This window comes from Acinetobacter sp. AOR18_HL, assembly GCF_027855145.1.
Lineage (GTDB): Bacteria > Pseudomonadota > Gammaproteobacteria > Pseudomonadales > Moraxellaceae > Acinetobacter > Acinetobacter pittii.
This window is the reverse complement of sequence record NZ_JAKTIG010000079.1, coordinates 76,645-95,304: the sequence shown is the minus strand read 5'-3', so window position 1 is coordinate 95,304 and position 18,660 is coordinate 76,645. Positions and strand designations below refer to the sequence as shown.

Sequence of the window (18,660 nt, the reverse complement as noted above, 5' to 3'; positions counted from 1 at the left end):
TTATGCAGTTACTTTCGCAACAACACCAGCACCTACAGTACGACCACCTTCACGGATCGCAAAACGTAGACCTGGGTCCATTGCGATTGGGTGGATTAATTCTACTGACATTTCAACGTTGTCGCCTGGCATAACCATTTCAACGCCGTCTTGTAATTGGATTGCACCAGTTACGTCAGTTGTACGGAAGTAGAACTGTGGACGGTAACCATTTAAGAATGGAGTGTGACGACCACCTTCTTCTTTAGAAAGTACGTATACTTCTGCGTCGAATTTAGTGTGCGGCTTGATTGTACCTGGTTTAGCAAGTACTTGACCACGTTGTACGTCTTCACGCTTAGTACCACGAAGTAAGATACCACAGTTCTCACCTGCACGGCCTTCGTCAAGAAGTTTACGGAACATTTCTACGCCAGTTACAGTTGTTTTAACTGTATCTTTAATACCAACGATCTCTACTTCTTCACCAACTTTAACGATACCAGCTTCTACACGGCCTGTTACTACAGTACCACGACCAGAAATTGAGAATACGTCTTCGATTGGCATTAAGAATGCTTTGTCGATAGCACGTTCTGGTTCTGGGATGTAAGAGTCAAGCGCTTCAACAAGAGCAAGAACTGAAGACTCACCATATTGACCAGCATCGCCTTCCAACGCTTTAAGCGCAGAACCACGGATAACTGGAGTGTCATCACCAGGGAAGTCATAAGTAGAAAGAAGTTCACGAACTTCCATTTCTACTAATTCAAGTAATTCTTCATCATCAACAAGGTCACACTTGTTCAAGAATACGATGATGTAAGGTACACCAACCTGACGAGAAAGAAGGATGTGTTCACGAGTTTGTGGCATTGGACCGTCAGTCGCAGCACACACAAGGATCGCGCCGTCCATCTGAGCAGCACCAGTAATCATGTTTTTAACGTAATCGGCGTGGCCCGGGCAGTCAACGTGCGCGTAGTGACGAATTGGAGAATCGTATTCTACGTGTGAAGTATTAATTGTAATACCACGTGCTTTTTCTTCAGGTGCTGAGTCGATTTGTGAGTAATCTTTCGCTTCACCGCCGTAAGTTTTTGCACAAATTGTTGCAATCGCAGCAGTTAAAGTTGTTTTACCATGGTCAACGTGACCGATTGTGCCCACGTTTACGTGTGGCTTATTACGTTCAAACTTAGCCTTAGCCATGTTTATAGTCCTCGTTTACGTCGAACACAATTCTGAGCAAAAACTCAGCATCGACATATCGCCTAAAAAATCAAACACCCAATACTTGAAAAGCAGACTAATAAGCCTGCTTTTTAAATCTTTGTAGAAAATCTACTAAACTGTATCTGGAGCTCTTATCGAGATTTGAACTCGAGACCTCTCCCTTACCAAGGGAGTGCTCTACCACTGAGCTATAAGAGCGATTATCCTTCGATGGAGCGGGAGACGAGGATCGAACTCGCGACATGCAGCTTGGAAGGCTGCCGCTCTACCAACTGAGCTACTCCCGCACTGTGTTGGCATATATACCACTTCAATCGAAGTTAATGGTGGTGAGAGAAGGATTCGAACCTTCGAAACTTTCGTAGCGGAGTTACAGTCCGCCCCCTTTGACCGCTCGGGAATCTCACCATATCACACTTATTTCAGTGTTGTTCTTTACTTCACAACTACACACCTTTAAGATGGTGCCGGCACACGGATTCGAACTGTGGACCTACTGATTACAAGTCAGTTGCTCTACCAACTGAGCTATGCCGGCTCTTCTTAGTGTTTCGTACGTTTCGTATCGGAACGGTGTGCAGTTTAGCAAAACTTCCAAACGATGCAAGCGGTTTTTTTAAAAAAACCGCTAAAAACTCATAAAATCAATCCGTTTGATGATAATTCAACCGCTTTGATCACTGCGCGAGCTTTTATTTGCGTTTCATTCCATTCAGATTCAGGATTTGAGTCCGCAACCAGACCTGCTCCAGCCTGTACATAGACCTTTTTATCTCGAATAACACAAGTACGGATTGCAATCGACATATCCATTTCGCCGTGCCATCCTAAATATCCCACTGCCCCACCAAACACACCTCTTTTCACAGGCTCAACTTCATCAATAATTTCCATTGCACGAATTTTTGGTGCACCCGATAAAGTACCTGCTGGGAAAGTTGCTTTAAATACATCTAGCGCATCGATATCGTCACGAACTTCGCCTTGCACATTTGAGACAATGTGCATGACATGTGAATAGCGTTCAATCACCATTTGATCCGTTACTTGGACCTTACCTATTTTAGAAACTCGCCCAACGTCATTTCGGCCAAGGTCAATCAACATTAAATGCTCTGCGATTTCTTTTTCATCAGAAAGTAAGTCTTTTTCTAAAGCAAGATCTTCTTCTTTAGTTTTTCCACGTGGTCTAGTACCTGCAAGAGGGCGCACTGTCGCAATACCATTTTCTAAACGAGAAAGAATTTCTGGCGACGACCCTACAATATGGAATGGCTTTTTATCAGTAATCGTTTGTCCTTGTACCAAGAATAAATAAGGCGATGGGTTTAAATGACGTAAAGCACGATAAACCTGTAAAGCCTCCCCATCGAAATCAGAAACCATACGCTGCCCTGGAACAACCTGCATCACATCACCAGCACGTATATATTCTTTAACTTTTTCGACTGTCTCTAAGAATTTCGTTTTACCAGTAATTGATTCAAAATGTGGAGGTGTATGCGGCTTAGCTTGCAAACTAACTGGAGTAGCTAACAACTGTTCCAATTTATCTAATTTTTGCTGAGCGTCTTCATAAGCATTACTCTGCTCTGTATCCGCATGCACAATTAGAAATAAAGTATCTTTAAGGTTATCAAAAACAATGACTGTCTTTGATAGCATTAACCATAAATCCGGCAATGTAATTGGGTCAGCTGTAGGAACATTCTTTAAACGCGGCTCGATATAACGGACTGCATCATAGCCTAAATAACCCACTAATCCGCCAGTAAAACTTGGTAAGTTTGGCAAGAGCTCAGCAGATGGCACTTTAAATTGCTTCTGAAATTCACGAATATACTGAAATGGGTCTTGGCAATCTTGTTGAGTAATTGAACCATCAGCATGTTGTATAGACAGAACACCTGCATTACATGAGAAAACCGTCGACTCACCTAAACCAATCATAGAATAGCGCGCCCAATTTTCGCCACCTTCGACGGACTCAAATAAATAAGCTTGCGTGTGGTCTTTAAAACGAGCGAAAACAGATAAAGGGGTTTCTGTATCTGCTAAGCGTTGGCGATAAACTGGAATCGTGTTGTAACCAGCAGCCTTGAGTTGCTCAAATTGCGCTAATGTTGTCATGAATTTTCTCTAATATGGTTTCGATTTAAAAGTGTGTTTTTCTAGATTCGGTTTAGACACGCCATCGAAAAACCATACGCTTATTCATTCTGATCTCCATTTCATTCATTAGATAATTAACTCAGCAAGACTATCAACAACTTGCTGAGGTTGGCAATCATAGATATTTTCTCCATGATTATAGCCATAGCTAACCACAATACAATCAATTCCAGCACGACGCGCAGCCTCAATATCATTACTTGAATCGCCAATCATTAATGATTGTGAAGCAGATATTTTTAGGCTTTGCATGCAATGCAATAATGGCAATGGATGAGGCTTTCTCTCAGGTAGGCTATCCCCGCCAAGTACGACTTGAAAATATGGAGAGAGCTGTAAAGCATCAAGCAAACCTTGGGCAAGTTGTACAGGCTTATTGGTAACACATGCCATTTGTATGTTCAAAGTTTTACAATGTTTTAAAAACTCGGTTACACCAGGATAAATTTGAGTATTTACACAGAGTTCTACACTATATATATCAATAAATTTTTGTAATAAGACTTTATGTTGTTCAGGATCTAATTTTCCAAAAATATGAAGCAGAACACTTTCACAGAGTTTTGAAGCTCCTTTACCCACCCATTCTCGTATTTGGACTTCTGTTACCAATGGCCAACTTAGCGCCTCTAAACTTAAATTCATAGACCGATACAAATCAGCAGCAGAATCAACCAACGTCCCATCTAGATCAAATAAAATTAAATCGCGCTTACTTAGTTGTGCAACAGACATCTTTTTTCTACTCAAAATTAAAAAGGCATGCGTTTAGCATGCCTTGATTGTAAAAGCAGCAACGGATTATTTAAAGAATAACCATGCCAATACAGCTAAAATTACTAAAATAATAATAGTGATTAAACCAACTGAGGCATTCTTTTGTTGCTCTTTTTCTTCAGCAACACGAGAAACTGGCTCATCAAAAGCAATAGGCGTTTGCTGTTGTGCATTGATATCCACACCTTCTGGAATAGGTGCAGGTTTTGGAATAGAAATATTCTGCGGCGTACCATCGCGACGAACTTCGACTTCTGCAGCGCGCTCTGCAAGGCTCGGCATTCCTTGATCGCTTAAATCTGGAGAGGATGTCGTATGTACAGGCTCGGCTACAATTTCAGGTAATTCCGTGATTTTCTGTGCAGGCGCTAGTACAGAAAATTTAAAACTAGCAAACTGAACAATATCACCATCATGTAGCTGCTTTTCTTGCTCAATACGAATATCGTTTACAAATGTGCCATTCGATGAATTAAGGTCTTGCACCCATAGTGCTTGATCTTTTAGAAGCAATGCAGCATGGCGACGTGAAATTTCAGCAGCTTGCAACAATACATCGGCATCTTGATGACGCCCTACCAACATATCACGATCAACATTAATTTCTTGGCCAGTAATTTCACCAGTAATTGCTTGTAGTTTCCAAGTCATGCGTATGTCCTATTCATTTTTTATCAATCATAACATGCTACTACTGTGCTGTGCTTGGGCGCAGTGTCGTTGTTGTTACTGTATTTTTAGTACGATTAACTTCAGGATCAGGTAACTGTAAAGTTTGCTTTTGCACTGCTGGCTCTACGGCTACAGGTGTAGTTACCGTCGAGGTTTTTCCACCTGAAGGAACCTGTTGATAGTTTTTCGGCTGAGAGGCAATACTAGGTGGTGTCATCTTTTGATTATAGACATCATCAACCTGCTCAGGCAGTTTTGCAAAATTGCCGTTTTTATCCATAGCCAATTGCAAGCTATAAAGCTGGCTATAGCGCTGCTGAGACAAACGGCGCACATCATTTGCATCACCCACAATTGTTGGGTGGATAAAAACAAGAAGGTTACGCTTCACATTACTTCGAGTATCCGAGCGGAATAATCTACCTAAGTATGGAATACTGCTTAACCCAGGAATACCTTGACGGTTAAATTCAACATCATCAGATACTAAGCCACCCAAGACTACTGTCTGTCCATGCTCAGCCAATACAGCTGTTTTTATAGCACGTTTGTTTGTAATCAAATCGGCAGCCTGCCCCTTACTCGCCTGAACATTTGAAACTTCTTGTTCAATTTCAAGTCGAACTGTGCCATTTTCACCTATGTGAGGTATAACTTTTAATGTCACCCCCACATCTTTACGTTCAACCGTGGTGTATGGGTTGATCCCCGTACTGTTTGTAGTGACCGATCCTGTTACAAATGGAACGTTTTGACCGACAACAATATAAGCTTCTTCATTGTCCATCGTTACAATAGAGGGGGTAGACAATAAATTAGAAGCTGTATTCTCTTTTAAAGCTTGAATTAAAGCTCCATAAAGCTGGCGAGAACCATCCGCACCCTCTTTATACTTCCCTAATGCAATTGAACTACCGGCTCCAATTGCACTTCCCAAACCAGAAGCACCGCCAGTTAAGTAACCTGCTGCCAATGAAGCCAGACTTGAACCTGCATTGGTAAAGTTAATTAGACCAATACCACTATTAATGTCACCAAGTGCCCATTGCACCCCTAATTGATCGGCATCTTTACCTGAAACCTCAATAATCGCAGCTTCAATCAGAACTTGCTGACGACGAACATCAAGCTGCTGAATAGCAGATTCAATTTCGCGCATTAATTGAGGATCTGCCTTAACCACTAACGAGTTTTGGGCATTATCCGCAATAATGCTTACCCCATTTTGGCTAAAGCTAGAGATACTGTTCTGATTATTATTGTTCGAATTACCATTTAAATTAATAGATGGCGTAGAAATTGAACTACCATTTGAACCAGAGGTATTTGAACTGGAATTCTGGTTATTACCCATCAAATTATTGATCGGATTCGATGAATTAGAAGAACTGTTATTACTATTTGACGAAGAAACAGCTTGTCCTGTTACGAGGCCTTGCAAAATCTCAGATAAATTTTTTGCACTTGCATATTTCAATCGAAAAACTTTTAAACCACCTAAACGGTCGGCCGAAGGCACATCCAGCATTTCAATCATGTGGCGAATACGCTTACGCGTTTCAGGATCACCCTTAACTAAAATACGATTGGTTCGATTGTCTGCAATAATACGGATACGTGCACCATTAAAATCTTTAGATGCTCCCGTAGCACTCATGGCCTCAAGTTGAGTAATGATTTCTTCCGCTTGGCTCGATTGAAGGTTTATTGCCTCAATATCATTCTGGCCAGTACCATCTAGATTACGAATAATATTTTCAAGTTGATAAATATTTGCCGCACGGTCCGAAACAATCAGTGCATTAGTCCCTGCAATTGCAGCCATATGTGCAAATTGCGGCATTAATGGACGAAGTGCTGGAATTAAATCATTAGGATTGGTATTTTCAAGCCAAATGACTCGGGTAACAATCTGATCACCACGCAATTTATTTCGCGAGTCGTAAGGAATTCCCGAATTTTTAACATTGCTATCTGGAACCAGCTTAATAGTGTTACCCGAAGGAATTGCCACTACCCCATTCACATTTAAGACCCCAAGGAATAGGTCGTAAACTTCATTTTTATTGAGGGGTTTATTCGATATTACTGTGACGTTACCACGCACTCGTGGATCTACTGCAAAGTTTTTACCCGTAATGTCTGCCACTTCATTAATAAAAGCAGTTAAGTCAGCATCACGTAAATTGATCTTCCATGTTTGGGCATAGACGCTGCTGCTCACTGTCGCAATCAATGGGGCTGCTGCAAGTAATGCCCAAAGTGGACGTTGATGATTCAATAAAGCCATAACTTGCGATAATTCCTAACTCTTATGGTGACGTGTTATCACTAAAAATTTTGTTGTATGGTCATCACTTGATCACCACGTTTTATTTCTATTTTCACTTGCCCAGCTCGGCGAGCCTGTTCAAGTAACTGCACATCCGTTTGTCCCTGCCCAACCGTTTGACCGTTTAAAGAAACAATCCGATCACCCGGCCTTAAACCTAACTTATTTCGAAGCGCAGTGGGTGTACGTTCTGTAACTTCAAAACCCTCACTGGAGTTCCCACTAACACCCATGTCACGTAGATATTGTTCACGGTTGCCTTGCATTTGCTGAATGGCCTGTCCTAACGCCTCTTGAGCCGTATTAACAGGTGCCGATGATTGAGGCGCAGTAGCAGTTGGCTGTGAGGCATCTGGTGTCATAGGCTGATACAAACCATTTGGCAAACCTTTAAACTGGAGTTCACGAGTACTTCCATTACCTTGACGCAATATCACATGATCCCAATAAACTTCTACTAACTGATAAGAGGTAGAACCTATTGTTTCTCCTACACGATATCGGTCAGCAATATTATCTAGCTTAATAACAGCCGAAGAAAAACGGTTCGGATAGCCCAGCATTACGCCTTGTAATTCTAGGTTGACATTTTCCTGAGCCGCATTGGCTGAAGGTTCATTAAAAAGCGAAAAAGTACTAATGTTAGGAGTTTGCGGCTGCTGTGATCCTAACTCGACTCGATCAAACTGCATCATTTGAGGAGGAGCAATTACCCACCAAAATAATGAAGCTAATTTCCAACACAACCATAAAACCAAAAAGGCAAATACAACTACACTTAACCGGTCTAATTTTTGCCACTGTAATTGCTGTAATTTTTCAATCCATACTTTCATTAGTTACCCCCTTGTATTAAGGGTTGACGAGAACTAATGACAAACGTATCTAAACCAGCTTTTCCATCATAAGATGGGATATTCAGTAATAACCTTTGGGTAAGCTGTACATCAAGCATCATGTTGGCATCTAATAAAAGATTCGCCATTTTTTGACTGCGTTGATCACGTATATCAACTTGTAATTGTCCATTCTGATCCGTTAATTGCCCATTTAAAGAAGGCATATTCATACGGTCTTGACGATCACCAATATTATAAATTAAAGCACCACCACCCCAATGTAATTGACCATCAACTGCTGCGAACCCCTGCTCTTTCTTATAATTAAACTCAATATCTTTCAGTTGAATGCTGTTCGCAGGCCATTGCCAATTCACAATTTGTTTTAATGTTTCAGGTGCTACCTGACCATTCATAGCCTTTACAATTACTTTTTTCCCTACACCATAGCCCATTACCCCAGATAATTGGGTATTTCCACTATGGATATCTACATCAGCAGCGAACCTCAATAAAAACAGGTCTAGAGGTCTAGTTTTCCAATGAATCGAGCCTCTCAAAGTACCACGCCGCCAATCTGCTTGGCCTTGCCAGATATTTCCACTTACATTGTGTAGAGTTTGATTATTCTTTGAAAATTTAGAAATAAGCCACGTCGCCGGGATCTGTAAAATAATAAAAATTAAAAATGCAATGAGGGCAAAAAACCACCACTTCCATTGCTTAGACTTTTTCTTCATTCAGCCTTACCAACATGCAAATTATCGTCCTTATTTTGAGAGTAGCTCCCTAGTCTGACATTATGCATACTTTTTCAACATCGCCAATTCACTTCATATAAAAAAACCAAGCAATCAGGCTTGGCTTCGATATTAAGACTATAAGTTGAACGTATGACAAAATCATGAAAACTTGACGCTCAATGAACTAAATGCACATTTGATCTCAACAATTCATTTAAAGAGCAATTTAAACACTCAATTTTTAAATAATATTCATAGCAAAATTTTGAGATATTTTTATCAATAAAAAAGCCAAGCAAATTTGCTTGGCTTTTAAAAATGGCAATTTGATTAGATTAAGAAATCTTCAAGTTTTGCGCCTTTTTCAATTTCAGCAACTAACCAGCGTGGTTGTTTACCGCGACCAGTCCAAGTCTCTTCAGCATTGTTTTTGTTGCGGTAACGAGGCTCAACAGATTTACGAGTTGTTTTCTTACGTTTTTGAGCACCAAACTCAAGAAGTTGTTCAACACTGAAACCTACATTTTCAGCAATCTCGATAATTTGATTATAAGCATCTTCGATTGCTTGATCTTTTTTACTTGCAATTAAAGCTTCTGCTTCTTCTTGTAAGCGTTTTAACTCTTCAACAGATAATTCACTGATATCCGGTTTCATTAATAAATACTCCAGTCTTACAGACAATTCAAAATAATACAGACAAAATTTAAAAACATAAAATCAAGACCAATATTATTTACAATCTATTCAATAAGCAATAGTTTGAAAGCCGTGTTCATCAGAATAACCAAAAAAATTACCTTTTAATTACATTACCAATTATAAATGAAATATATTTTATTAATATTTATTTAAGATAAATGTATTAAGTCATGCCCAACTGATTTTTCTAGCTCAATAATTTTTTGTTTTATTTCCTGCGGTATTTCGCATTTTCGTTCTGTTAATTTATCAACGCATACCATAACAGCTTCACCAGTAGCGACTATTTGTTGTTGGGTTTCACTCCACAATATATAAGCCATACGGAATGCGCTATTACGGAGCTCTTCCACGCGAACACCAATTTTCAATACATCGGGATAAAAAACAGGCTTTAAATATTTACACTGACTTGAAGCTACCACGGTATATAAATGTGGGTTTAATATATTGATTGCTTCCATATATAAAATACGTGAGCTTTCAATATATCGATAATATTGTACATTATTGACATGACCAAAAGCGTCCATATCTCCCCACGCTACTTTCTGTTCATATATTATCGGGTAGACAGACAGTTCTTTCATTTTTACCTCATATTTTAAACTTTAAAAAATTTGCATCATTTTCAAAGATTAGATTTAACTGTTTGATTAACACATCATCTTCTTTAAGCGTTGACTTAATACGCAAATAGCTCATTAAAATATTATCTGGATATAATGATAATAATGTTTCAGCTTCTGCTTGACGCCCAGTTGCCATATAGACATGCCATTTTGCAAAGGTTAAAACTGGTAAACTCATATATTGATTTTCGAACTCAATAATTTTTTCTTCGACATCGGCATAGTCTGGAACTTGTTTAAGCAATTGTTGCTGAAACCATAGATAAAATACTTCTGGGTCAAATTGCTCTTTTAATAAGTGGAGTGTTAACGCCGCATGTTGCATGCTCATATCTGGCATGCGTGCTAACAGTTTTAGCCATAACAACTTACTACTATAAGGTCGAGTTTGAATCTCAGACTCTAAATCCAAATAACGTTGCTGTAAGGCATGTAAGTCATCAATAGAGGCTTGGTCAAATTGCTGAAGAAGTTGTTGCAACCATAAATCACGGTGCTCAGCATCTAGCAAACCATATTTCATGGAACGTAAATACACCCATGGATGTTGCAGCGCTAATTGCCCCCATAACGCAGTTAATTTTTGCTGGTAAGCAGTTTCTATTTCTTGTAACCAAGGCGATAACTGATGCTGGTATAAAAATTCAAGATGAGTTAATGCACGGTCGGCTTCATTTTCGGCCAAAAATATTTCAATTCGCTGTAACTCTGCCAATTCAAATGCCATAGGTGGTGATTGATCGAGAGCAGCCAATGCTTTTGGATAATCCCCACTTAAAACCAGAAACCTGGCATCAATAATATTTTTTAAAAGCCCTGATTGAGTAAAAACACGTTCAATAAATACACGTTGATCTTCGGCCGCTTCTAATAACCAAACAATACCTAATTGTTCATAAGGATGAAGGTTTTTAAACTGGAAGATGTTTTCACTTTTTCTTTGTTCACGAGAGGAATAACGTTTAATCCACAGCCATACGAGTTGAGCAATAAAACTCATCACTACAAAAGTAAGAGTTAATCCCCAGACATTTGTTTGCAGCTGCAATTGTCGCCAGTAAATATAGACATATCCCATTCCATAGCCATAGCTAAATAAAGCTAAGGCTGCAAAGAGTATTAAGCTGATGACGACATAAACCCACAGGAGGTGCTTCATATATCCTCCTTATGAGCCAATTAGCCCAAGTGTAGAGAGTTTAGGAACTGGCACGACTGATAAATGTGCCACTTTAGCAATACGTTTTTTTAACTGCTGACTTGTTGCATCAGGCATTTCATCTAACTTTTGCATCACAGATTGCAACTCATTTTGATACTCAGTCATTTTTCCTTGATTGAGTGCCTGTTCAGCAATTAATAATCTTAATTGCACTTCTTTAAGCACGACACTGCGACTCATTAAATTAATAGACGGCGTTTCTACTTTTTCTATACGGAACCATTTTTTCCACCAAGACACAGTCTCGGATTGATCCATTTCAAGTTTAGGCTGGGCTAAGGCTTGTTGAATATTCTTATCAATGTTCTGTAATAAATCATCGATTAGTTGATGGCGTTGATTTTGAGCCAAAGTAAACTGTTGAACTGCCTGTTTATCTTGCTCGAGCGATTGATTCAAGCTATGTTGCAATGCTGGAGCAATTTCATAGTGCACAAGCGATTGCTGTAACTGGTTTAATTGATCAACTGCATAAATCAACTGCTGCTGATCAATTGCAAATTGAATTAAATCTAATTTTTGTTTAATTAGAACTGTAGGAGCAATACCTGTCGGCGGTGCATCTGGTTGAGTGACTGAACTGGTTTTACTCCCTGTATTCACAGGTTGATTCTGCAACTGTCGCTGTAAAGCAACCAATTGATCATTTAAATTGGCATAGTGCTGTTCGGATTGCAGCAGGCTTTGTTTAAGCTCGGGAACAGTACGAGAAATTTGCCACATATCGTAGCTGAGCTTAGCTAACCAAGCTATGCCCAGCAAAATGATGATAGAAACAAGTTTTCTCATATGAATCCTTATAATGCCTGAATGTGATGAATCATCCCCGAAGGCGATAAATTTTCAAGTTGAATAATGTGAAAATGAGCCTGTTGCTGATCGCGATACTCTTTAACAATTTGAAAAAGACGAGGTCCCAAAACCAGATATACACCATCAGGTTGTACATTATTTTTTGAACAAAGCTCTAGCCAATACTTCCAGCTCGCTTCACTTGTAATTAAGACGAGCCATTTATTTAAATTATAATTTGAATTCTGTGTCAGATGTTTGAATGTAGAATATGAAGCTTCTGGGCACTGCCGATGATATAGAACAAAATTTAAAATCTGAATTCCTTGTTGTTGCAAGGTCTCCATCATAAATTGGCGTCCACCTTCTCCCCGCCAAAAAGCCACGCTACCCGTCTGTTGCATATTATGCAGAATAGGTAGGTTCAACATCCCCTCAGAAGTTTCAACATCGGGGATATGTGCTTGTATTCCATATTCGTTTAGACAATTGGCTGTTGCTTGCCCTACCGCAATCCACTGAATATGTTTTAAATCGCTAATTTTTAAACCGCTTTTTACTAAATATTCCACACCCACTTCAACAGCGGTTGGGCTGACGACCACAATAGCTTGCGCCCTAATTAATTGTTGGTAAAGCTGGAGTAAGTGTTCGGAAAAGGGCTTAGCAACGAGCTCTAAAAGTGGTAAAGACTCAACCTGATAACCTTCATTTTGCAAAGCTTCTGTTAATTGAGCTGCACGCGAATCAGGTCGAGTATTAATAAACAACATGGTTTAGTAGAGGGCCTTTAATAGCTCGCCAGCACCTTGATCAAGTAAGTTTCGAGCAAGGTTCTCACCCAATTGCTGAGCATTATTGGCTTCGTCTGTCAGTTCAGCACGTAATAATGTTTGGCCATCTGGGCTTCCAACACGACCTTCGATATGGATTTGACCATTTTGTAGTGTGGCATAACCTGCAATTGGGACCTGACAACCACCCTCAAGATAGGCATTAAATGCACGTTCAGCACGTACACAAACATCTGTTTCTGCGTGTAATAAAGGTTGAATTAAAGCCAATACATCTTGGTCAGCTGCACGGCACTCTAAACCCAATGCACCCTGTCCCACAGCAGGCAAACTAATATCTGGTGTTAAACAATGACGGATACGTTCTGACAAACCTAAACGCTTCAAACCGGCACTGGCCAGAATAATCGCATCGTATTGACCTTCATCTAGCTTCGCTAACCGTGTACCAACATTTCCACGCAAGTCAATAATTTGTAAATCAGGACGTTGTTTTAATATTTGAGATTTACGACGTAAGCTTGATGTACCAACTTTTGCACCTTGTGGTAAATCAGCGAATTTTTCAAACTGATTTGAAACGAAAGCATCTAACGGATCTTCACGCTCACAAATCACTGCTAAAGTTAAACCCTCTGGCAAAGCCATTGGGACATCTTTCATTGAATGTACAGCTAAGTCTGCACGCCCATCTAAAAGTGCTGCTTCTAATTCTTTAACAAACAGCCCTTTGCCCCCAATTTTTGCTAAAGGCGTATCTAAAATTTTATCGCCCTGCGTGACAAATTTAACCAGTTCCACCGTTAAATCAGGGTGAAGCTCCTCTAAACGGGCACGAATATGTTCTGCCTGCCAAAGAGCAAGTGGGCTTTGTCGTGTAGCAATTTTCAAGGTTTTCATAAATTCAAGCATGGGCTGGTCAAACAATACACCCTAAACTTAACTTGATCCCTTAAAATTGCAAGTAAAATCTCGCAAGTCCCAGTTAACTCTTTTAGATTTAAAGCTGATGAATTCGCTCTCTAAGCGTAGATAAATGCCGACGGCTCACTGAAAGTCTTTCATCAAGACCACGTAATCTAACCTGATATTGCCCCGAACTGACTAGCTCCAATCCATCTAGATATGCAACCGAAACCAATGCATTTCGATGAATACGAATAAACTGATCTGCGAATTCGGTTTCAAGCTCTTTTAATGTTTCATCTATTAATACACTGCCATTTTTATGTCTCACAGTGACATATTTCTGATCTGCTAAAAAGTAATAGATATTTTCAACAGGAATCAGTTCAACCCCGCGATAGGTTTTTGCGGCAATTTGATGACGCTGTGTCTTTAAATCTTGTAAAAGCTCAGAATTCGGTAATGCATTGAGCTGTGCTTGAGTAAGTTGAGTTAGCTGACTTAAAGCTTGCTCAAGTTCAACTGCATCAATCGGTTTAAGAAGATATGCTTGAGCCTGAGCTTTAAAAGCTTCCAATGCATGCTGATCGTAGGCGGTACAAAACACAATCGCAGGTCGAGGATTGAGCTGACTTAACTGTTCTGCACAGACAAGCCCATTCATACCTGGCATTTGAATATCAAGTAAGATTACATCCGGTTGATGAAGCCGTGCCTGTTCCAAGGCCTCCTGTCCATGATGAGCCGTTGATACAACCTCATGTCCCATCTTTGAAACTAAACGTGATAAACGCTCCACTGCAAGTGGTTCATCATCACAAATTAGCACCTTCATTCATCCTCCTTGTCACCGTTAACTTGGTCCATTTTTTTATGGTTAACTCTGACTGACTTATTATTTTGTTTGATATTGATAGCTCATAATAGTGGTATATAAAGCCTCACCTTTATAAACCTGAAATCTAACGGTGTTCCCATAATACGCTTTCAGGCGCTGCTTAACATTTTCAAGAGCGATTCCATGCCCTTTCCGTGAATTTATTGTATCGTCTGTATATGGGTTGGTAATGACTATACTGACCTGATTTTGCAATATTTCAACCAATACCCCTATGGTTGCTTTGCCCATCATTGGTTCTACCCCATGAAAAATACTATTCTCTAACAAAGGTTGTAATGTCAATAAAGGAATAGTGATCTGTTTTAGTTGCACAGGTGAAAGCTCGATCTTCCAATCAACTTTTAAACGCTCACCTAGACGGACCTGCTCAATCATTAAATATTGTTTACTCAGCTCGATTTCTTCATGCAGACTCACCAATTTTAATTCTTGGAAACTCGCTCGAAATAAACGCGACAAACTAATGAGCATGCTTTCTGCTTTATCTGGATCTATCGCAATTAAACTCACCACATTATTTAAACTATTAAATAAGAAGTGAGGGTGAATTCTTGCTTGCATGGCCTGAATACGTGCATTTAATTCGGCATATTGCTGATGCAACCATTGTTCCCTGACATATAAATAACGTAAGCAGAAGGCCCCGAGTAATATTCCATAGCTTAGATATAAAGGTACATTGGTAAAATAAACACCCCAGCCCTGCGTTAATGACGCATGTTTATGTAAAAGTCCAAACTGAAAAAAATTACTCATTAAAGTGGTCAAAACAACAATACTTTGCAGCATGACAAAACCAATAACCAAAGCAAATTCTTGACGTAAGCTGCTAAAAAAACCTTGAAAGCGTTCAACCAATGCAAAAAAGGACAATATTACCCAATTAATAAAAACGATGTATTGAAAAAGCCTTTCCCCGCTTAAGGCTTGCCAAGACTGCGCTTCAGCCAATGCCAGAACCAATGCCAAAACATTACTTGCGATAATTAATTCGAATAAGTGTTGCCAACGCCCACTTTTCGTAAAAAAATAGGAGGAATTTTGATTTCGGTATGCTGTAGAAAACAACTTTGTTTGTTGAGCTTCGGCAAGTGATATACTCTTTTTTATTTTACTGAGCCACCATGACCACATCTTCAAATCCCCCTAATTCAGTAACCCCAGACCAAACCTCAGGTATGTGGGGTGGTCGTTTTTCTGAAGCGACGGACGCTTTTGTAGCCGAATTTACCGCCTCTGTTCAGTTTGACCAACGTTTTTATAAGCAAGACATCGCTGGTTCGATTGCGCATGCTACCATGCTTGCGAAAGTTGGCGTACTCACAGAAGCAGAACGCGATGACATTATTGAAGGTTTAAGCACCATTCGCTCAGAAATTGAGGCTGGAAACTTTGAGTGGCGCATCGATCTTGAAGATGTTCACATGAACATTGAATCACGTTTGACTCAACGTATTGGCATTACAGGCAAAAAATTACACACAGGCCGTAGCCGTAACGATCAGGTTGCTACTGATATTCGTCTTTACCTACGCGACGAAATTGATGATATTTTAAAATTATTAGAACGTTTACAAAAAGGCTTGTTAGGCTTGGCTGCTAAAAATGTAAATACGATTATGCCGGGCTTTACACACCTACAAACCGCTCAACCAGTAACTTTTGGTCATCACTTGTTAGCGTGGTTTGAAATGTTGGTACGTGACACTGAACGTCTCCAAGACTGCCGTAAACGTGTTAACCGTATGCCGCTTGGATCTGCTGCTCTTGCGGGTACAACTTATCCAATTGACCGCGCATATACAGCAGAGCTTTTAGGGTTTGAAGCTGTATCTGAAAACTCTCTTGATGCTGTATCTGACCGTGACTTTGCCATCGAATTTAATGCAGCTGCTGCACTTATCATGATGCATTTATCACGTATGTCAGAAGAGCTCATTCTTTGGACTTCTGCACAGTTCAAATTTGTGAATATTCCTGACCGCTTCTGTACCGGGTCTTCAATCATGCCACAGAAGAAAAATCCGGATGTTCCAGAACTTATTCGCGGTAAATCTGGCCGTGTATTTGGTGACTTAATTAGCTTACTTACGCTCATGAAAGGTCAACCATTGGCATACAACAAAGATAACCAAGAAGATAAAGAACCTTTATTTGATGCAATCGATACGGTTCGTGGTTCACTCATGGCATTTGCAGACATGATTCCTGCATTGGTTCCAAATATTGAAATCATGCGTGAAGCTGCTCTTCGTGGATTCTCAACTGCAACTGACCTTGCTGACTACTTAGTGAAAAAAGGCGTTGCGTTCCGTGATGCACATGAAATTGTAGGTAAAGCTGTTGCATTAGGTGTTGCGGAAGAAAAAGACTTATCTGAACTCACACTTGAGCAATTACAGCAATTCTCTGACTTAATTACAGCAGATGTGTTTGACAAAGCTTTAACTCTAGAAGCTTCTGTAAATGCACGTGATCATATTGGCGGAACTTCACCAAAACAGGTTGAAGCTGCGATTGCGCGTGCCCATACACGTTTAGAACAGTTATACGCTTAAGGATAAATCATGAGTCGACAAGTATTTTGCCGTAAATATCAAAAGGAAATGGAAGGTTTAGACTTCGCTCCTTTCCCAGGTGCTAAAGGCCAAGATTTTTTTGAAAATGTGTCTAAGCAAGCATGGCAAGAATGGTTACAACACCAAACTACGTTAATTAATGAAAAGCGTTTAAACGTGTTTGAACCAGAAGCTAAAAAGTTTCTGGAAGAACAACGTGAGAAGTTCTTTAACAATGATGAAAGTGTAGAAAAAGCTGAAGGCTGGAAACCAGAATAATCGGTTTGTTTTAGCTTAATCATCATTAAAAAGGCGGGTCTATATACATAGATCCGCCTTTTTTTACGTGAAACTTACACAAACATAAAAAGCCTTACATAGAGCGCACAGGACTCTACATGACATCAAAAAGCGAAGAACTTAATATCACTCTATAGCAAGAAGAACACGATCCCTGTCGTGTTTATGCACTTGATTTTCTGTCCTGAACTTCCCCCCAAAGTTCGGGACATTTTTTTATCTATTAATTTTAAAAATAAAAAGGCCTTGTTTCAAACAAGGCCTTTAAATATTTCAGCTCAAGATTACTTTTCGTGGACTTTGGCTTCAATTTCTTCAATTTTGGTATGACGAGCATCAAAGCCTTTGGCCATATAAATCACTTGCTCAGCAATGTTACGAGCATGATCGCCAATACGCTCTAATGAACGTAACACCCACATGACATTAATTACACGAGCAATATGACGCGGGTCTTCAATCATATAAGTCATTAATGTACGTGTTGCTGATTGATATTCACGGTCAATGTCAGCATCAGCTAAAAGTACACGTAAAGCTTGATCTGCATCTAAACGTGCAAAAGCATCAAGTGCATCATGAATCATGACACGAACTTGATTACCAATATGACGTGTTTCCATGTAGCCACGTGGTGATCCACCTTCTTCACACAGATTTTGTGCAATACGGGCAATTTTCGCTGCTTCATCACCAATGCGTTCAAGGTCAGTATTGGCTTTGCTCATGGCAATCACCATACGTAAGTCAATCGCTGCCGGATGACGACGCGCCAAAATCAACGTCAAGCCTTCATCAATATCACGTTCATATTGATTGACTGCATTATCTTTAAATTGAACATCAATCGCTAAATTTGCGTCGGTATCAAGTAAAGAATGAATTGCATTTGCAACCTGCTGTTCGACCAAGCCACCCATGGTCATAAACTTTGTGTTTACATCTTGCAAATCTTCATTAAATTGAGAAGAAATATGATGGCTTAACACCGGATTACTCGGACTCAAGGGAAGCCTCCAACATGATGGCGCGGGAATAAAATGATTGAGCATTAAAACACAGCAATCATTAAGTTTTTATGACAAAATTAAATTTCAGATAAA

At 39.7% G+C, this 18,660-nt stretch carries 18 protein-coding genes and 4 tRNA genes; 2 read left to right on the top strand and 20 right to left on the bottom strand.

The features are described from left to right. The 19 genes from tuf to MKL51_RS18710 all read right to left on the bottom strand — a co-directional run bounded on the left by tuf (position 1) and on the right by MKL51_RS18710 (position 15,833). A complete protein-coding gene (gene tuf, locus MKL51_RS18800; protein ID WP_005065785.1) occupies positions 1–1,191 on the bottom strand; it encodes an elongation factor Tu in 1,191 nt (396 codons plus the stop codon). Positions 1,192–1,338: 147 nt separating this feature from the next. Then, positions 1,339–1,413, bottom strand: a tRNA-Thr gene (locus MKL51_RS18795). Positions 1,414–1,426: 13 nt separating this feature from the next. Next, positions 1,427–1,502, bottom strand: a tRNA-Gly gene (locus MKL51_RS18790). 37 nt (positions 1,503–1,539) lie between these two features. Then, positions 1,540–1,623, bottom strand: a tRNA-Tyr gene (locus MKL51_RS18785). 54 nt (positions 1,624–1,677) lie between these two features. Beyond that, a tRNA-Thr gene (locus MKL51_RS18780) sits at positions 1,678–1,753 on the bottom strand. A 98-nt stretch (positions 1,754–1,851) separates the two neighbouring features. Beyond that, entirely contained in the window at positions 1,852–3,345 is a 1,494-nt protein-coding gene (gene trpE, locus MKL51_RS18775) for an anthranilate synthase component I (RefSeq protein WP_032006821.1), read from the bottom strand. Positions 3,346–3,453: 108 nt separating this feature from the next. Next, the gene (locus tag MKL51_RS18770) at positions 3,454–4,122 is read right to left on the bottom strand and encodes a phosphoglycolate phosphatase (RefSeq protein WP_005079407.1); all 669 of its coding nucleotides are present in this window, start codon (positions 4,120–4,122) and stop codon (positions 3,454–3,456) included. A 66-nt stretch (positions 4,123–4,188) separates the two neighbouring features. Further along, positions 4,189–4,815 carry an FHA domain-containing protein gene (locus tag MKL51_RS18765; protein WP_032006822.1) on the bottom strand — a complete coding sequence of 209 codons (627 nt, stop codon included), beginning with the start codon at positions 4,813–4,815 and terminating at the stop codon, positions 4,189–4,191. Positions 4,816–4,855: 40 nt separating this feature from the next. Continuing rightward, the gene (gene gspD, locus MKL51_RS18760) at positions 4,856–7,126 is read right to left on the bottom strand and encodes a type II secretion system secretin GspD (RefSeq protein ID WP_014208195.1); all 2,271 of its coding nucleotides are present in this window, start codon (positions 7,124–7,126) and stop codon (positions 4,856–4,858) included. Between the two features lie 41 nt (positions 7,127–7,167). Then, on the bottom strand, positions 7,168–8,004 hold the full coding sequence (locus MKL51_RS18755; protein ID WP_032006823.1) for a type II secretion system protein N: 837 nt from the start codon (positions 8,002–8,004) through the stop codon (positions 7,168–7,170). Next, positions 8,004–8,747, bottom strand: coding sequence for a type II secretion system protein N (gene gspN / locus MKL51_RS18750; RefSeq protein WP_016144128.1), 744 nt, complete (start codon positions 8,745–8,747; stop codon positions 8,004–8,006). Before gspN ends, MKL51_RS18755 begins: the two co-directional genes overlap by 1 nt. A gap of 333 nt (positions 8,748–9,080) precedes the next feature. Continuing rightward, on the bottom strand, positions 9,081–9,407 hold the full coding sequence (locus MKL51_RS18745) for an H-NS histone family protein (RefSeq protein WP_000801427.1): 327 nt from the start codon (positions 9,405–9,407) through the stop codon (positions 9,081–9,083). Positions 9,408–9,601: 194 nt separating this feature from the next. After that, entirely contained in the window at positions 9,602–10,042 is a 441-nt protein-coding gene (locus MKL51_RS18740; RefSeq protein WP_032006824.1) for an acyl-CoA thioesterase, read from the bottom strand. Positions 10,043–10,049: 7 nt separating this feature from the next. Next, entirely contained in the window at positions 10,050–11,243 is a 1,194-nt protein-coding gene (locus tag MKL51_RS18735; RefSeq protein ID WP_032006826.1) for a membrane protein, read from the bottom strand. Between the two features lie 9 nt (positions 11,244–11,252). Further along, a complete protein-coding gene (locus MKL51_RS18730) occupies positions 11,253–12,095 on the bottom strand; it encodes a hypothetical protein (protein WP_032006827.1) in 843 nt (280 codons plus the stop codon). Between the two features lie 8 nt (positions 12,096–12,103). Further along, positions 12,104–12,871, bottom strand: a complete 768-nt coding sequence (locus MKL51_RS18725; protein ID WP_057089982.1) for a uroporphyrinogen-III synthase — start codon at positions 12,869–12,871, stop codon at positions 12,104–12,106. 3 nt (positions 12,872–12,874) lie between these two features. Then, on the bottom strand, positions 12,875–13,792 hold the full coding sequence (hemC, locus tag MKL51_RS18720) for a hydroxymethylbilane synthase (protein ID WP_057082133.1): 918 nt from the start codon (positions 13,790–13,792) through the stop codon (positions 12,875–12,877). Between the two features lie 100 nt (positions 13,793–13,892). Continuing rightward, positions 13,893–14,633 (bottom strand): LytR/AlgR family response regulator transcription factor, encoded by a 741-nt coding sequence (locus MKL51_RS18715; RefSeq protein ID WP_032006829.1) that lies wholly within the window; start codon positions 14,631–14,633, stop codon positions 13,893–13,895. Positions 14,634–14,693: 60 nt separating this feature from the next. Next, positions 14,694–15,833, bottom strand: coding sequence for a sensor histidine kinase (locus MKL51_RS18710; protein WP_032006830.1), 1,140 nt, complete (start codon positions 15,831–15,833; stop codon positions 14,694–14,696). On the opposite strand from MKL51_RS18710, the gene argH reads away from it, so the two are divergent. Then, on the top strand, positions 15,824–17,257 hold the full coding sequence (gene argH / locus MKL51_RS18705) for an argininosuccinate lyase (RefSeq protein WP_002121138.1): 1,434 nt from the start codon (positions 15,824–15,826) through the stop codon (positions 17,255–17,257). The genes MKL51_RS18710 and argH overlap by 10 nt on opposite strands. A gap of 9 nt (positions 17,258–17,266) precedes the next feature. Then, positions 17,267–17,536 carry an oxidative damage protection protein gene (locus tag MKL51_RS18700; protein ID WP_000089995.1) on the top strand — a complete coding sequence of 90 codons (270 nt, stop codon included), beginning with the start codon at positions 17,267–17,269 and terminating at the stop codon, positions 17,534–17,536. 305 nt (positions 17,537–17,841) lie between these two features. Here the strand turns inward: MKL51_RS18700 and phoU are convergent, their stop codons facing one another. Then, positions 17,842–18,564, bottom strand: coding sequence for a phosphate signaling complex protein PhoU (phoU, locus tag MKL51_RS18695; RefSeq protein WP_000075183.1), 723 nt, complete (start codon positions 18,562–18,564; stop codon positions 17,842–17,844). Between the last annotated feature and the right edge of the window lie 96 nt (positions 18,565–18,660).

Excerpts from the sequence above, each read along its gene's own strand:
- tuf (WP_005065785.1), bottom strand. The coding sequence starts at position 1,191 with ATGGCTAAGGCTAAGTTTGAACGTAATAAGCCACACGTAAACGTGGGC.
- trpE (WP_032006821.1), bottom strand. The coding sequence starts at position 3,345 with ATGACAACATTAGCGCAATTTGAGCAACTCAAGGCTGCTGGTTACAAC.
- MKL51_RS18770 (WP_005079407.1), bottom strand. The coding sequence starts at position 4,122 with ATGTCTGTTGCACAACTAAGTAAGCGCGATTTAATTTTATTTGATCTA.
- MKL51_RS18765 (WP_032006822.1), bottom strand. The coding sequence starts at position 4,815 with ATGACTTGGAAACTACAAGCAATTACTGGTGAAATTACTGGCCAAGAA.
- gspD (WP_014208195.1), bottom strand. The coding sequence starts at position 7,126 with ATGGCTTTATTGAATCATCAACGTCCACTTTGGGCATTACTTGCAGCA.
- MKL51_RS18755 (WP_032006823.1), bottom strand. The coding sequence starts at position 8,004 with ATGAAAGTATGGATTGAAAAATTACAGCAATTACAGTGGCAAAAATTA.
- gspN (WP_016144128.1), bottom strand. The coding sequence starts at position 8,747 with ATGAAGAAAAAGTCTAAGCAATGGAAGTGGTGGTTTTTTGCCCTCATT.
- MKL51_RS18745 (WP_000801427.1), bottom strand. The coding sequence starts at position 9,407 with ATGAAACCGGATATCAGTGAATTATCTGTTGAAGAGTTAAAACGCTTA.
- MKL51_RS18740 (WP_032006824.1), bottom strand. The coding sequence starts at position 10,042 with ATGAAAGAACTGTCTGTCTACCCGATAATATATGAACAGAAAGTAGCG.
- MKL51_RS18735 (WP_032006826.1), bottom strand. The coding sequence starts at position 11,243 with ATGAAGCACCTCCTGTGGGTTTATGTCGTCATCAGCTTAATACTCTTT.
- MKL51_RS18730 (WP_032006827.1), bottom strand. The coding sequence starts at position 12,095 with ATGAGAAAACTTGTTTCTATCATCATTTTGCTGGGCATAGCTTGGTTA.
- MKL51_RS18725 (WP_057089982.1), bottom strand. The coding sequence starts at position 12,871 with ATGTTGTTTATTAATACTCGACCTGATTCGCGTGCAGCTCAATTAACA.
- hemC (WP_057082133.1), bottom strand. The coding sequence starts at position 13,792 with ATGAAAACCTTGAAAATTGCTACACGACAAAGCCCACTTGCTCTTTGG.
- MKL51_RS18715 (WP_032006829.1), bottom strand. The coding sequence starts at position 14,633 with ATGAAGGTGCTAATTTGTGATGATGAACCACTTGCAGTGGAGCGTTTA.
- argH (WP_002121138.1), top strand. The coding sequence starts at position 15,824 with ATGACCACATCTTCAAATCCCCCTAATTCAGTAACCCCAGACCAAACC.
- MKL51_RS18710 (WP_032006830.1), bottom strand. The coding sequence starts at position 15,833 with ATGTGGTCATGGTGGCTCAGTAAAATAAAAAAGAGTATATCACTTGCC.
- MKL51_RS18700 (WP_000089995.1), top strand. The coding sequence starts at position 17,267 with ATGAGTCGACAAGTATTTTGCCGTAAATATCAAAAGGAAATGGAAGGT.